This window comes from Rhodococcus sp. NPDC058639 (assembly GCF_042717545.1).
In the GTDB taxonomy this organism is placed as follows: domain Bacteria; phylum Actinomycetota; class Actinomycetes; order Mycobacteriales; family Mycobacteriaceae; genus Rhodococcus.
Window position 1 is genome coordinate 297,992 of the sequence record NZ_JBHXRF010000006.1, and the last position, 14,005, is coordinate 311,996.

The 14,005-nt window shown below is 66.4% G+C and carries 15 protein-coding genes and 1 other RNA gene; 14 read left to right on the forward strand and 2 right to left on the reverse strand.

The window, feature by feature from the left end; genetic code table 11:
- Positions 1-62: 62 nt before the first annotated feature.
- Entirely contained in the window at positions 63-851 is a 789-nt protein-coding gene (hisN, locus tag ACFWU2_RS14235; protein ID WP_378607013.1) for a histidinol-phosphatase, read from the reverse strand.
- Positions 852-883: 32 nt separating this feature from the next.
- Here hisN and prfB point away from each other — a divergent pair, with 32 nt between their 5' ends.
- The 9 genes from prfB (at position 884) to ssrA (ending at position 7,468) form a co-directional block, all read left to right on the forward strand.
- Positions 884-2,002 carry a peptide chain release factor 2 gene (gene prfB, locus ACFWU2_RS14240; protein WP_169619710.1) on the forward strand — a complete coding sequence of 373 codons (1,119 nt, stop codon included), beginning with the start codon at positions 884-886 and terminating at the stop codon, positions 2,000-2,002.
- Positions 2,003-2,023: 21 nt separating this feature from the next.
- The gene (locus ACFWU2_RS14245) at positions 2,024-2,908 is read left to right on the forward strand and encodes a mechanosensitive ion channel family protein (RefSeq protein WP_378607017.1); all 885 of its coding nucleotides are present in this window, start codon (positions 2,024-2,026) and stop codon (positions 2,906-2,908) included.
- Positions 2,905-3,363, forward strand: a complete 459-nt coding sequence (locus ACFWU2_RS14250; RefSeq protein WP_378607020.1) for a hypothetical protein — start codon at positions 2,905-2,907, stop codon at positions 3,361-3,363. The genes ACFWU2_RS14245 and ACFWU2_RS14250 overlap by 4 nt, the downstream gene beginning before the upstream one ends.
- Positions 3,364-3,394: 31 nt before the next feature.
- Positions 3,395-4,084 (forward strand): cell division ATP-binding protein FtsE, encoded by a 690-nt coding sequence (ftsE, locus tag ACFWU2_RS14255; protein ID WP_378607023.1) that lies wholly within the window; start codon positions 3,395-3,397, stop codon positions 4,082-4,084.
- A 50-nt stretch (positions 4,085-4,134) separates the two neighbouring features.
- Positions 4,135-5,040 (forward strand): permease-like cell division protein FtsX, encoded by a 906-nt coding sequence (ftsX, locus tag ACFWU2_RS14260; RefSeq protein ID WP_378607027.1) that lies wholly within the window; start codon positions 4,135-4,137, stop codon positions 5,038-5,040.
- A gap of 69 nt (positions 5,041-5,109) precedes the next feature.
- The gene (gene smpB / locus ACFWU2_RS14265; protein WP_378607296.1) at positions 5,110-5,586 is read left to right on the forward strand and encodes an SsrA-binding protein SmpB; all 477 of its coding nucleotides are present in this window, start codon (positions 5,110-5,112) and stop codon (positions 5,584-5,586) included.
- A complete protein-coding gene (locus tag ACFWU2_RS14270) occupies positions 5,583-6,440 on the forward strand; it encodes an EamA family transporter (RefSeq protein WP_378607299.1) in 858 nt (285 codons plus the stop codon). The genes smpB and ACFWU2_RS14270 overlap by 4 nt, the downstream gene beginning before the upstream one ends.
- Before the next feature lie 122 nt (positions 6,441-6,562).
- Complete coding sequence (locus tag ACFWU2_RS14275; RefSeq protein WP_378607030.1) at positions 6,563-6,973, forward strand: TIGR03667 family PPOX class F420-dependent oxidoreductase; 411 nt, start codon at positions 6,563-6,565, stop codon at positions 6,971-6,973.
- Between the two features lie 123 nt (positions 6,974-7,096).
- Positions 7,097-7,468: a transfer-messenger RNA gene (gene ssrA / locus ACFWU2_RS14280) on the forward strand.
- 62 nt (positions 7,469-7,530) lie between these two features.
- Here ssrA and ACFWU2_RS14285 read toward each other — a convergent pair.
- Positions 7,531-8,004, reverse strand: coding sequence for an SRPBCC domain-containing protein (locus ACFWU2_RS14285; protein ID WP_378607033.1), 474 nt, complete (start codon positions 8,002-8,004; stop codon positions 7,531-7,533).
- A gap of 1,054 nt (positions 8,005-9,058) precedes the next feature.
- Between ACFWU2_RS14285 and ACFWU2_RS14290 the strand changes: the two genes are divergently transcribed.
- The 5 genes from ACFWU2_RS14290 to ACFWU2_RS14310 all read left to right on the forward strand — a co-directional run bounded on the left by ACFWU2_RS14290 (position 9,059) and on the right by ACFWU2_RS14310 (position 13,965).
- Positions 9,059-9,298 carry a DUF2630 family protein gene (locus tag ACFWU2_RS14290; RefSeq protein ID WP_378607036.1) on the forward strand — a complete coding sequence of 80 codons (240 nt, stop codon included), beginning with the start codon at positions 9,059-9,061 and terminating at the stop codon, positions 9,296-9,298.
- A 388-nt stretch (positions 9,299-9,686) separates the two neighbouring features.
- Positions 9,687-11,315: a phosphoglucomutase (alpha-D-glucose-1,6-bisphosphate-dependent) gene (gene pgm / locus ACFWU2_RS14295; protein ID WP_378607039.1), complete on the forward strand. Its 1,629-nt coding sequence runs from the start codon at positions 9,687-9,689 to the stop codon at positions 11,313-11,315.
- Positions 11,316-11,396: 81 nt separating this feature from the next.
- On the forward strand, positions 11,397-12,683 hold the full coding sequence (locus ACFWU2_RS14300; protein WP_378607042.1) for an MFS transporter: 1,287 nt from the start codon (positions 11,397-11,399) through the stop codon (positions 12,681-12,683).
- A gap of 10 nt (positions 12,684-12,693) precedes the next feature.
- Positions 12,694-13,182: a MauE/DoxX family redox-associated membrane protein gene (locus ACFWU2_RS14305; RefSeq protein WP_378607045.1), complete on the forward strand. Its 489-nt coding sequence runs from the start codon at positions 12,694-12,696 to the stop codon at positions 13,180-13,182.
- Between the two features lie 36 nt (positions 13,183-13,218).
- Positions 13,219-13,965 carry a DsbA family protein gene (locus ACFWU2_RS14310; protein ID WP_378607048.1) on the forward strand — a complete coding sequence of 249 codons (747 nt, stop codon included), beginning with the start codon at positions 13,219-13,221 and terminating at the stop codon, positions 13,963-13,965.
- The last annotated feature ends 40 nt before the right edge of the window (positions 13,966-14,005 follow it).

Genomic DNA, 14,005 nt, shown 5'->3' on the forward strand with positions numbered 1-14,005 from the left:
TAAGGTCCGGTGTCTACTTTTCGGTAAGTTCTTTCCCCGTCCGGCATCGCCACTCGGTCACCTCATGGCCGCAGGCGCCCGAGCACCTCGTCCTGCAGGTGCCCGTTTGTCGCGACCGCGCTGCCGCCGTGTGGTCCGTCGGCGCCCTCGAGATCGGTGAACCGGCCGCCGGCTTCGCGAACCAGTACGTCCAGTGCCGCAAGATCCCACAGCGACACCTCCGGCTCGAGCGCGATCTCGAGCGCACCTTCCGCCAGCAGGCAATACGAGAAGAAGTCACCGTAGGCGCGCACCCGCCACACATCGTCGGTGAGGGCGACGAACTGCTCGCGCATGCCACGGTCCCGCCAGCCCGTCAGGCTCGAGAAACTCAGTGACGACGCCTCGAGCGCACGCACCTGCGACACCGTGATGCGCCGTGCCTCTCCCGAGTCGTACGCGACGAAAGCGCCCGCACCCGCTGCCGCCCACCACCGCCGGTTCAGCGCCGGCGCGCTCACCACTCCGACCACGGGCACTCCGTCGTCGAGCAGAGAGATCAATGTGGCCCACACCGGCACGCGCCGAACGAAGTTCTTGGTGCCGTCGATGGGGTCGACGACCCACTGGCGGCCGGAGAACACCGCGTCGCCGCCGAACTCCTCGCCGAGCACCGCATCGCCGGGCCGCTCGGCCCCGAGAACCTCGCGCATCAGGCGTTCGACAGCGAGGTCGGCGTCCGACACCGGGGTGAGATCAGGCTTGTCGTCGACCTCGAGGTCGAGTGCGCCGAAGCGGTTGCGGGTGATCGCATCCGCTTCGTCGGCGAGGCGGAGGGCAAGGTCCAGATCTGCGGTGTAGTCGGTGGGCATGCAGGAAACGCTAGCGGCTACCCTTGAAAATCGTGCACCCCGATGTTTCTGCAGACCTGGCCGAGCTCGATACGACCCTCCGCACCGTGGAGTCCGTCCTCGATGTCGAGGAGTTGCGCCGCCGGATCGACGAACTCGAGCACCAGGCCGCGGATCCCGAGTTGTGGAACAACCAGGAGCACGCGCAGAAGGTGACCAGCGAGCTGTCCCACGCGCAGGGCGAGTTGCGGCGTGTCGAGAATCTGCGCGAGCGCCTCGACGATCTGCCCGTGCTCTACGAACTCGCCGAAGGCGAAGAGGGCGACGCCGCCGTCGCGGCACACGCCGACGCCGACGCCGAACGTGCGAGCCTGCGTGTCGACATCCAGGCGATGGAGGTGCGCACGCTGCTGTCGGGTGAGTACGACCAGCGCGACGCCCTCGTCAACATCCGCGCGGGTGCCGGCGGCATCGACGCAGCGGACTGGGCCGAGATGCTCATGCGCATGTACGTCCGCTGGGCGGACAAGCACGGCTACGGCGTCGAGGTCTACGACACCTCGTACGCGGAAGAAGCGGGCATCAAGTCGGCGACCTTCGCCGTCAAGGCCCCGTACACCTACGGGACGCTCTCGGTCGAGATGGGAACGCACCGGCTCGTGCGCATCAGCCCGTTCGACAACCAGGGTCGTCGTCAGACGTCCTTCGCGGAGGTCGAGGTCCTTCCCGTGGTGGAGACCACCGACCACATCGAGGTGGACGAGAACGACGTCCGCGTCGACGTCTACCGCTCGTCCGGCCCGGGTGGCCAGTCGGTCAACACCACCGACTCCGCCGTGCGACTGACCCACATCCCGACCGGCATCGTCGTCACCTGCCAGAACGAGAAGTCACAGTTGCAGAACAAGGTCGCCGCGATGCGCGTGCTGCAGGCCAAGCTGCTCGAGCGCAAGCGCAAGGAAGAGCGCGCCGAGATGGACGCGCTCAAGGGCGACGGCGGTAGCTCGTGGGGCAATCAGATGCGGTCGTACGTGCTGCACCCGTACCAGATGGTCAAGGACCTGCGCACCGAATACGAGGTCAACAACCCCTCCGCTGTGCTCGACGGCGACATCGACGGCTTCCTCGAAGCCGGAATCCGCTGGCGCATGCGGGAGGAGCAGAAGTCGTGACGCGCGGCGAGAGGCGGTTGCATGGTGTTTCCCGGGAGTAGTCTCCTCGACTGGCTCTCGAGCAATGGGCTGCTGATCGTACTGACCGTGCTGGGTGCGACCCTGGTCGCCCGGTTCGTGTCGTGGGGCGGCGGGCGGATCACGCGGCGTATCGACGAGAGCTATGAGCAGTCCGACGACCTCGTCCGGTCGGAGGCCACCAAGCATCGCCATTCCATGGCGCAGGTCGTCACCTGGATGCTGATCTCGTTCATCTACATCATCGCGACGCTGAAGGTATTCGACCATCTCGAGTTGCCGCTCGGCACCCTGGTGGCGCCGGCGACCGTGATCGGTGCCGCGCTCGGTTTCGGTGCGCAGCGCATCGTCCAGGACATCCTCGCGGGGTTCTTCATCATCACCGAACGGCAGTACGGGTTCGGTGACACCGTCCAGATCTCCGTTACGGGCGCCTCCGAGGACGCCGTCGGCACCGTCGAAGACGTGACTCTGCGAGTCACGCGCGTCCGGAGCACCGCCGGCGAAGTGATCATCGTGCCGAACGGGCAGATCAACAAGGCGATCAACCTGTCGAAGGACTGGGCGCGGGCCGTGGTCGACGTACCGATTCCCGTCAGCGCCGACATCTCCGACGTCACCGACATCCTGCGAGAGGTGGGAGTCGCGGCCTACAACGACACCCGCATACGCGAACTGCTTCTCGACGAACCGAGCGTGATGGGCGTCGAAAGCCTCGAGGTCGACCAGCTGAGCGTGCGGATGGTGGCGCGCACCCTCCCCGGTAAGCAATTCCAGGTGGGGCGCCTGCTGCGTGCACGGATCGCGCGTGCTCTGCGAGTCCAGGGGATTACTGTCACACCGCAACTCGGTACCGCAAGCGTCGTCGACCGGTCGGAGGCCCCATGAGCGACGACAAGCCTTTCTGGTCGCGCATCCCGTCCCATCTGTTCGGTGGGAAGGTACGCACCGCAACCCTCGGGCTGTGTGTGCTGTGGGTAGCGCTGTGGATGCTCTACCTGTTCCTCAACCAGCCCGACAAGCCTGCCGAGGTTCCCCCGTCGGCCGTGATCATCTCCGAGACGCCCTACGTTCCGTATGTGCCTCCGGCGTCGACCGCACCGACGGCGACGACGCTGCCTCCCACGGAGACCACCTATCCGTCCGTGACCGGCACCCCGCCGTCCGTGACGACAACTGTGCCGTCGAACCCGGGTGCGCCGACCACCACGAGGACGGAGCCCGCTCCGTCGGCACCCACGACCACCACGACCAGGCAGATGCCCTTCGATCTGCAGATTCCGGGACTCCCGAGCGTGGACGAGCAGAGCGACACCCCGGGGACCGGTGGGCCGGAGCAGTAGATCACTGTCCGGTAACGGCTAGCATGGCGTCGTGATCCGGCTGGAGAATGTGTCCAAGTCCTACAAGACGTCCACGCGTCCTGCCCTCGACAACGTGTCCGTCGAAGTGGAGAAGGGCGAGTTCGTGTTCCTCATCGGGCCGTCCGGCTCCGGTAAGTCGACGTTCCTGCGTCTGCTGCTGCGGGAGGACCGGCCGACGAGCGGAGAAATCCACGTCGCGGACTTCCACGTCAATCGGCTGTCCGGTCGCCGGGTGCCGAAATTGCGGCAGAACCTCGGCTGCGTCTTCCAGGACTTCAGGCTGCTGCAACGCAAGACCGTCGCCGAGAACATCTCCTTCGCCCTCGAGGTGATCGGCAAACCCCGCGCGGTGATCGAGCGCACCGTCCCCGAGGTTCTCGACCTCGTCGGACTCTCGGGCAAGGCCGACAGGCTTCCCGCGGAACTGTCCGGTGGCGAGCAACAGCGCGTCGCGATCGCGCGGGCGTTCGTCAACCACCCGCTCGTGCTGATGGCCGACGAACCCACCGGCAACCTCGACCCGGAAACCAGCCAGGACATCATGCTCCTGCTCGAGCGCATCAACCGAACCGGCACCACGGTCCTGATGGCGACGCACGATCACCACATCGTCGACTCGATGCGGCGACGGGTCGTCGAACTCGATCTCGGGCGGCTCGTCCGCGATGAGGCACGCGGCGTGTACGGCGTCGGCCGCTAGCACCAGTCCCGCTCCGCCTTCCACCCGGCAACCGAAGGATCCCCCACCCGATGCGTGCCAGTTTCCTGTTCAGCGAGGTCGCCACCGGCCTGCGCCGAAACCTCACCATGACGATCGCGATGGTCCTCACCACCGCGATCTCTCTCGCGTTGTTCGGCGCCGGCCTGCTGGTGGTCCAGATGGCGGGCAAGACGCAGCAGATCTTCCTCGACCGCGTGGAAGTGCAGGTGTTCCTCACCGAAGACATCTCTTCGCTCGACCCCGAGTGTGAGCAAGAGATCTGCAGCACGCTGCGCAGCGACATCGAGAACACCGAGGACGTCGTCTCCGTGCAGTACCTCAGCCGCGACGATGCGGTGGCCGACGCGACGGATCGCGTGTTCGCGGACCAGCCCGAACTCGCCGAACTCGTGAGCGCCGACAGCTTCCCCGCGTCGTTCAAAATCAAGATGTCGGACCCGGACCGGTTCGCCATGATCCAGGACGAATTCGGGACGCGACCCGGAGTCGACAGCGTCCTCAACCAGCAGGACCTCGTCGAGCGGTTGTTCGGCGTGCTCGGCGGCATCCGGAACGCCGCATTCGCGATCGCGACCATCCAAGCGATCGCGGCGGTGCTGCTCATCGCCAACATGGTGCAGATCGCGGCGTTCACACGCCGGACCGAGGTGGGCATCATGCGGCTGGTCGGCGCGACCCGCTGGTACACCCAGCTGCCGTTCCTGCTCGAGGCTGTGGTCGCCGCGGTGGTCGGTGCCGCGCTGGCGGTCGGCGGGCTTTTCGCGGCCAAGAGCATGTTCGTCGACGACATGCTCTCCGAGGTGTACGACGCGAACATCGTCGCGCGCATCACCGACAGCGACGTCCTCTTCGTCGCGCCGTTCCTCGTTCTCGTCGGCGTCGGAATGGCGGCATTGACCTCGTACGTGACCCTTCGCCTGTACGTGCGTGAATAACGAGTTGCCGCGGTTCCTATGCTGGACTGTGTTCTGTATCGACCGCTCGAGGACCGGAAGGGCCTGAACGTGAAGGAAAAGGGCCGGAAGGTCATCGCGACCAACCGCAAGGCACGTCACAACTACGCCATCATCGACACCTTCGAGGCGGGTATCGCCCTCGTCGGGACCGAGGTGAAGAGCCTGCGGGAGGGCAAGGCGTCGCTCGTCGACGCATTCGCCACCGTCGACGACGGTGAGGTGTGGCTGCGCGGACTGCACATCCCGGAATACGGGCACGGCACATGGACCAACCATGCTCCGCGCCGCACCCGCAAGCTGCTGCTGCACCGCCGCGAGATCGACACCCTCGTCGGCAAGACCCGCGAGGGCAACCAGACTCTCGTGCCGCTGTCGATGTACTTTTCCGACGGCAAGGTCAAGGTCGAGCTCGCGCTCGCGCGCGGTAAGCAGGACTACGACAAGCGCCACGATCTCGCGCGCCGGACCGCCGAACGCGAGGTGACCCGCGAACTGGGACGACGCGTGAAGGGTATGCGCCGCTGATCGCGGTCGCCCTCGCGTTGGTCGCGGCGCTCGCGTACGGGCTCAGCGACTTCGCTGGGGGAGCCTCGTCGCGTCGTGCCAGCGCCCTCGGCGTCGTCGCGGTCACCTATCCGATTTCTCTCCTGCTCGCGTTGGCGGTCGCGCCGTTAGTGGGCGGCGAGCCGACCGTGTCGTCCCTCGGATGGGGAGCCGTTGCGGGCGTCGCCGGGGGTATCGCGATCTGGTGGTTCTATCTGGCGCTCGCGTCGGGCCCGATGTCGGTGGTGTCTCCGCTCACCGCGGTTCTCGTGGCGGGCATCCCGGTGGTCGTCGGCATCTCGCTCGGTGAGCGGCCGGGAGCGCTTTCCTACGTCGGCATCTTCGTTGCCGTCGTGGCAGTCGCACTTGTCAGCTGGGAATCCGACGAGACCGTCGTCGGCACGGAACACCCGCGCTTCACCGCGAAGGTCGCGTGGCTGACCGTGGGATCGGGCGTCACGTTCGCCCTGTCGTTCATCGCCCTCGGCCGGATCGAGGAGGGAACCGGGCTGTGGGGGCTCGCCGTGTCGCGCGTGACCGCGACGCTCGTCGTGTGGTGTGTCATCGGTGCGGTATGGCGCGGCGTGGTGTGGCCGACCAAATCGATGATGCCGGTCCTGATCGGGATCGGTGCGCTCGACGTCCTCGCCAACGGTGCCCTCATCTTCGCGTACCAGCAGGGCATGTTGTCCCTCGTGAGCGTTCTCGCAGCCTTGTATCCCGCTGCGACGGTCCTTCTCGCAATGATCGTGCTGGGCGAACGCGTGGGTCGCCTCCGGTTGTTCGGCATGATCGCTGCGGGGGTCGCGGTAGCCCTCATCAGTGTTGCGGCGTGAGTCTGCTCGAAGCCCGGCCGGAACCTGTGCGCCGACCGTAGCCTGAAGGTTATTCGGGACAGCGACCTGCGGGCACGTCTCTGCTCGCCGGCGAGTCCGTGTGAGCTGCCGGGAGGCGACCGATGACCGATACCCTCGACCTGTCCGCCACCGTCGCGCGGAGGCTCGCCGACGAATCGGTGATCTGGCTGACCACCGTGGACGCGAAGTCCACGCCGGTGCCGACCCCCGTGTGGTTCCTGTGGAGGGACGGCAGCTTCCTGCTGTTCTCGCAGCCGGGCACACGCAAACTCGCCAACATCGACGCCGATCCCCGCGTGGCGCTCAACCTGAACTCGGATGCCCACGGCGGTGACGTAGCGGTGTTCACGGGCCATGCCGTCGTCGACGCCGACGTTCCGGACGACGACTGGAACCGATACGTGGAGAAGTACGAGCAGCAGATGGCCTCCCTCGACTACACGCCCGCCCGCTTTCGTGACGATTACTCGGTCCCGATCCGGGTGACTCCGGTCCGCGTCCGCCAGTGGTAGCGATGCGGTGTGAGCAGGCTCATTCCCTTCCGCCGGCGCTCTGCGACAATGAGAATGACAACGGACGGATTCGTCGCTACAGTGGGTAGTCCTGCGGGGTTACACGACCTCGCAGGGACGTGCGGGGCTGAACGGTTTCGACTGCGTACGTTGAGCTAGGGGAAGCGTGTCGGTGCAGGCAAGAGACCACCGTAAGCGTCGCTGCAACCAATTAAGCGCCGAGACCACTCAGCGCGAGTACGCCCTCGCTGCCTAAGTAGCGATTGCGTCTCTGTCAGACCGGGTTTGCTCTCGACCCGGATCCTGGCATCGACTAGAGAGCTTTACCGTTCGGCTCGGTCGCGGAGTCGTATGGGACATCAAACAGCGACTGGGATCGTCATCTCGTCTTGTTCGCGGGAACGGGAGATCCAAGTAGAGACATAGCGAACTGCACACGGAGAAGCCCTGGCGAGGCGGCGGAGGACCCGGGTTCGATTCCCGGCAGCTCCACCAAACCCCGGGTGAGAGACCTTTCGAGGTCACTCACCCGGGGTCCTTTTTTGCGTGGGCTCCGGCTAGCTCGCCAGCAGATCCGTCATCTTGTCGAGGCACTGCTCGAGCCCGGCCTTCGACAGGTCGCGTGCCTGTTCATCCGCGTACCCGAACTCCGTGACGGTCAGCAGTGTCCGGCCGTCGGTGCCCGGCACGAACGTGATGACGTGCCGCACGTCGTCCGGGACCCCGGGTGGGGATGCGACCCGCGTGCCCGACGCATCGGTGAAGGCGAGGTCGAACTCGAGCAGACTGGTCGGCTCGATCCTGCGGTAGGTCCAGGTGTTGAACATGTCCTGTCCGCCGTACTCGGCCGGAGCGCGCATGCCGACCAGCGACGTGCCACCGACCCGGAAGTCGAGGTCCGCGACCGGCACGGTGAAACCGTGAGGTCCCCACCACCGCTTGACGTGTTCCGGGTCCTGCCACGCGCGCCACACCTCCTCGGCGGGCGCGGTGAACGTGCGGGTGCTGACGACGTTGTAGGAATCGGGCACGGTGCCCTCCTGTCGGGGTGGATCGGAAGCGGTCCTCCGGTATGACCTGCGGGTCGGGGGGAAATCATCGGAACCCAGCGGACGTGAAAACCGAATACGCGTGATCGGCGACGTCGACGGATGTTCCGCCGACGGGCCGCCCGATGGATACAGTCGGCAGGCATGAGGACCGGTCCCGCTGATCGCCCGAGCTTTCGCCGATAGGCACTCCACGCATAGGGCGCAGCTGATCTTGTGGGCGGCAACCGATTTCGGCGCGACTGGTCGGTTGTCCGAGTGGCATCGGACTTGGAACAGGGGTAGAAAGAAGGGGTCTCTGCCGGCGTGATCGCGCCGGGGGACCCGGGTACAGCCAGTTGCCCGTCTGTCTGGGGTTCTCGCCCGCAGCGGGTTCAGCCGTCATCGAGACGGTTCTCCGGCCAGGCACGTAGGCCATATCGAGTATTGCCCTGAAAGGACCACCCGGTCGAGATGAGTGATTCCACGTTTTCCGCCAACGGCACGTCGTCTGCTTCTTCCTCGGACCCCATCCGCCGTGCCGGCCGAGGTGGATCGATGAGTACAGCAGAGATCAAAGCGCGCCTCGCAGTCATGTTCGGCGATGCCGACGGGTCCTCGTCCTCCGCGGACGATGGTGATTCCCGGTAAATGCGCGGCCGGGCTCCGGTGCTGCCCTCCCGAGAACGAAGGCTCGTGGAGCGCGCCTGTAGGCCGCAGGGAGAAGGTCGCCCGCAAGGCGGGCAGAAAGTTCGAAGTGGATCGGGACGTCCGGTCGCCTCACGGCGAAAGGCATATCGCAGCTCCAGCCGAACGGAACTCTGCGACGGCAACGGGATTGAGCCCGGGGGACACGGTGCCGTCCCGATCCGCCCCGTTCAACACACTCGCATCCCGGGGTATTCCGAGTATTCGGGTGTGATCCCGACCAACTGGGGAAGCGACGAGCGGACCCAGCGGGCGATGCCCTCCGTCGACAGTGTTTGGCATACACGCCACCGGCTATGCCGTCGGCACGCACTGTTTCGATACGCGCTGTGTAGTAAGGAGGCCGACGATGACAGAAGATCTGTTCGGGCGAATCGAACAGTTGGTTCAGCGGGAGCAGGAGTTGCGCAGGCAATCAGGAAGCGACGGGGTCTCCGACGAGGACCGCGAGGAACTGCGCATAGTGGAGCAGCGCCTCGATCAGTGCTGGGATCTGCTTCGGCAGCGGCGGGCAAAAGCGGAATTCGGCGGCGACCCCGACGATGCGGAGCCGCGCCCGGTGGGAGAGGTCGAGTCGTACCGGCAATAGGGCGCGGGTGATCGCCTCGAAGATGTTGGAACACTGCTGTTTTACAGCGTCGCGGTCGCGTGATGTCGCGCGGGTGACCGCGACCGCTGATGAGTTCACGGAAACGCCGGTTTCGGAGCCACCGCGACGGGCTTGTTCTTCGGTGTCCTGACGGTTGCCGAATTGGCCGGGGTTGTTCGAATCAGCCAACGGTACTTCTCCTTTCGGATGATCTTCGTGCAGTGCGAGATTCCTCTCACGGCATCTCGCCCGCCGCAGCACCCGGCACGTGAGCGGCTACACCCTTCGTTCGAATCGTTTTCTGTTCGCTCTCGAACAGGGGTGTACCTCGCGCATGCCCACGCGCACACGGGCAAGATGAGACCTATACCGTCGACGAGGAGGTCACATGGCGCACGAACGAGCGGGGCAGCGGGCGACTGCGGAGGATCTGGAAGATCTCGCACACTTGGTCACCGCGTACTACACCGTGAAACCGGACCCGGAAGACCCACTGCAGCAGGTGGCGTTCGGAACGTCCGGGCATCGCGGTTCGAGCCTCGCCGGTGCGTTCAATGAAGACCACATCCTCGCCACGACGCAGGCGATCGTCGAATACCGGGCGGGGCAGGGCACCGGGGGACCGTTGTTCCTCGGCCGCGACACGCATGCACTGTCCGAACCGGCATGGGCGACTGCGCTCGAGGTGCTCGTCGCCAACGACGTCGAAGTTGTCGTCGATTCCCGCGATCGCTACACCCCGACGCCAGCGGTCAGCCATGCGATCCTGCGGCACAATGCCGGGGCCGGCCACCGTGCCGACGGGATCGTGGTAACCCCCTCTCACAACCCGCCGCGCGACGGCGGCTTCAAGTACAACCCACCGTCGGGTGGTCCTGCCGACAGTGACGCGACGTCGGCGATCGCGGCACGTGCCAACGAACTGCTCGCTACCGGACTTGCCGGTGTGAAACGGGTTTCGGTTGCCTCCGCGCTGGGCGGGGCAGGGCGATACGACTTCCTCGCGACCTATATCGACGATCTGCCGAACGTCGTCGACCTGGGCGCGATCCGCGCCGCAGGACTGCGCATCGGTGCCGACCCCATGGGTGGCGCGAGCGTCGACTACTGGGGTGAGATCGCAGAACGGCACGATCTGGACCTCACCGTCGTGAACCCCCTGGTCGACGGTACCTGGCGATTCATGACGCTCGACACCGACGGCAAGATCCGCATGGACTGCTCGTCGCCCAATGCGATGGCGTCCATGATCGAGGCCCGTCACGATTTCGACTTGGCGACCGGCAACGACGCCGACGCCGACCGGCACGGCATCGTCACTCCGGACGCCGGTCTGCTCAATCCGAACCACTACCTCGCGGTGGCCATCGACTACCTGTTCCGGAACCGGCCCGGGTGGTCTGCCGAAAGCAAGGTCGGCAAGACCCTGGTCAGCTCGTCGATGATCGACCGGGTTGCCTCGGGCCTCGGCCGGTCCCTGCTCGAGGTGCCGGTCGGTTTCAAGTGGTTCGTGCCGGGCCTGCTCGACGGCTCCCTGGGTTTCGGAGGCGAGGAGAGCGCAGGTGCGTCATTCCTCCGGCACGACGGCTCGGTCTGGACCACCGACAAGGACGGCATCGTCCTGGCTCTGCTCGCCGCCGAGATCACGGCCGTCGCGGGCAAGAGCCCCTCGCAGTACTACGGAGACCTCGCAGCCCGGTACGGCAGTCCGTCGTACGCCCGGGTCGACGCACCGGCGACGCGCGACCAGAAGGCGGTGCTCGCGAAGCTGTCTCCCGACCAGGTCGACGCCACCGAACTCGCCGGCGAGCCGATCACCGCGACGCTCACCACTGCGCCGGGCAACGGCGCCGCTATCGGTGGCCTGAAGGTGACCACGGAGAACGCATGGTTCGCCGCCCGGCCCTCCGGGACCGAGGACGTATACAAGATCTATGCGGAGTCGTTCCGGGGACCGGAGCATCTCGCGGAGGTCCAGCAGGCAGCCCGGGACCTCGTGTCGTCGGTCCTGTCCTGATCGGTCCCGTCCCGGTCGGCGCGCGGCGCGGAGATCCGCAGCGCCGGCCGGGTCGTGCGCGTAGCTAACATCGTGGGCATCATGCGTACACGTGAGGCGGCGTTGCCGCGGGAGATCTGGGTTCTGGTCGCGGCGAGTTTCGTCATCGCGCTCGGCTTCGGGCTCGTCGCCCCGGCACTCCCGCAATTCGCACGCAGCTTCGACGTGGGAGTGACCGCCGCATCGGTCGTGATCTCGGCCTTCGCCGCGATGCGCCTGATATTTGCCCCGTTCAGCGGGCGGCTCGTCCAGAAGCTGGGGGAGCGGCCCATCTACATCACGGGGCTGCTCATCGTGGCCGTCTCGACCGGCGCGTGTGCCTTTGCGGAAACCTACTGGCAGCTGCTCGTCTTCCGGGGGCTCGGCGGTATCGGCTCCACGATGTTCACGGTGTCGGCACTGGGCCTGCTGGTGCGTATCGCGCCGCCCGATGCCCGTGGTCGCGTCTCGGGCCTGTACGCCACCAGCTTCCTGCTCGGAAACATCTTCGGACCGCTCGTGGGCGGCGCTCTGACAGGCCTCGGTCTGCGGGCTCCCTTCCTGATCTACGCCGTGGCCCTGCTGATCGCCGCTGCGGTGGTGGGCGTGCGGTTGCGCTCGTCGCACCTCGCGCAACCGGGCAAGGGTGAGGAACTCCGGGTCATGGGGCTGCGCGAAGCGCTCGGCTCCCCGGTGTACCGCGCCGCGCTCGGGTCGAACTTCGCGAACGGCTGGGTGGTCTTCGGTGTCCGCGTCGCTATGGTGCCGCTATTCGTCGTCGAAGCTCTCGAGCAGGGTGAGGCGTTCGCCGGCGTGGCGCTGACCGCCTTCGCCGTGGGCAACGCCCTCGTTCTGATCCGATCCGGCCGCTGGTCCGACCGTTACGGACGACGGCCCTTCGTGCTCGCCGGACTGCTGGTATGCGGCGTGTCGACGATCGTGATGGGCCTGACCGAGAGTGTGGCGCTGTTCCTCGTCACCTCGTTCGTAGCCGGTATGGGGTCGGGATTGTCGAACCCGTCCCAGCAAGCCGCGGTGGCCGATGTGGTGGGCAGCAAGGCCCGCGGCGGCCCAGTACTCGCGACCTTCCAGATGACGGCGGACATCGGCACCGTGATCGGGCCGATCGTGGCAGGTCTGCTCGCCCAGCACCTGTCATTCTCGGCCGCATTCGCTGCCACCGGCATGATCATGCTGATTGCCGCGATTCCGTGGTTCTTCGCCGGACCCTCGCGCGACGCGGCACCCGCCGCCGACGAGGTGAGCAAGAACCGCGCGGTGAGCGGCGACGGCGGCGTGAGCAACGACGGCGTGAGCAACGACACTGGCAGCCGAGCACAGGATCGGTAGTGTCGAAACAGTGTGGATTCGTATCGTCTCGACGGTCGCGCGTGTAGGTCTCGCAGCCGTCTGGCTGGTCTCAGGGTGGATCAAATTCTCCGACCCCACCCAGACCGTGGTGGCGGTACGGGCGTACCAACTCCTTCCGTCCGATCTGGTACGGCCCTTCGCTGCGGTCTTCCCGGCGCTCGAACTCGCGCTGGGGCTACTGCTGCTGGTGGGTCTTGCCGTGCGACCGGCGGCAGTGGCGAGTGCGATCGGCTTGGTCGTGCTCATCGCGGCGATCGCGTCCGCGTGGGCACGCGGTCTGTCCATCGACTGCGGGTGCTTCGGCGGCGGAGGAGTGGTGAACGACGTCGGGGCCTGGGACTACCTCTCCGAGATCCTGCGCGACCTCGGATTCCTCGCGGCGTCTGCGTGGCTCATGGTGTTTCCGCGCACACCGCTCGCGCTCGGGCCCGGATCGCGGACGCTCTCAGTACGCCCTCAGTCCACAGTGGCAGAGTGAACCCGGACATTCTCAGACGAACAAAGGGCAGATGTCGTGAATGCGAAGAAGGTCAAACCGGCGAAGTACACCCCGGAGCCGACGTCGAACAAGTTCACCTACATCCTCGGCGGCGTCGCTGTCGTGGTGATCGCGGCGCTCGTCATCGGCGGCGTGCTGTGGACATCGGGCGGCAGCGACGCCCGGAACGACGGATACGGAACGGTGCAGAACACCGCGGTGGAGGTGAGCCTCGACGACGGGACGATTCTCCTCGGCCGGCCCGACGCCGCGGCCACCATCGATCTGTACGAAGACCCGATGTGCCCGTACTGCGCCGAACTCGAGCACAAGCACTCGCAGGAACTCGCCCAGGCGATCGACAACGGCGAGGTCGCTGTCCGGTACCACATCCTCGCGTTCCTCGACCGGCTGTCCAGCAGCGGCGATTACTCGACACGTTCTGTGGCCGCAGCGCAATGCGTCGCGGAAAGCGGTGACGCGGTGGTCTTCTCCAAGTTCCACGACACGCTCCTCTCGCCCGATACGCAGCCGGCGGAGGGCGGCGATAGCGACCTCGACAACGCTGCACTCGCGCAACTGGCACGCGATGCGGGCGCATCCGACGAAACCGTGCAGTGCATCGCCGACGGAGCCCGCGTGGAGCAGGCGGCCGTCGACGCCGAGGCTGGTCGGCAGAAGCTCGCCACGACCGGCGCGACCGGCACGCCTGCCGTGATCTACAACGGCACCGTCATCGATGCCCTCGGCAACGAGAACTGGATCGCCGAACTTTCCGGTTAGCGGCGCGGTGGGAGGCCCCGGCAGGGTGTCTCCCACCGTT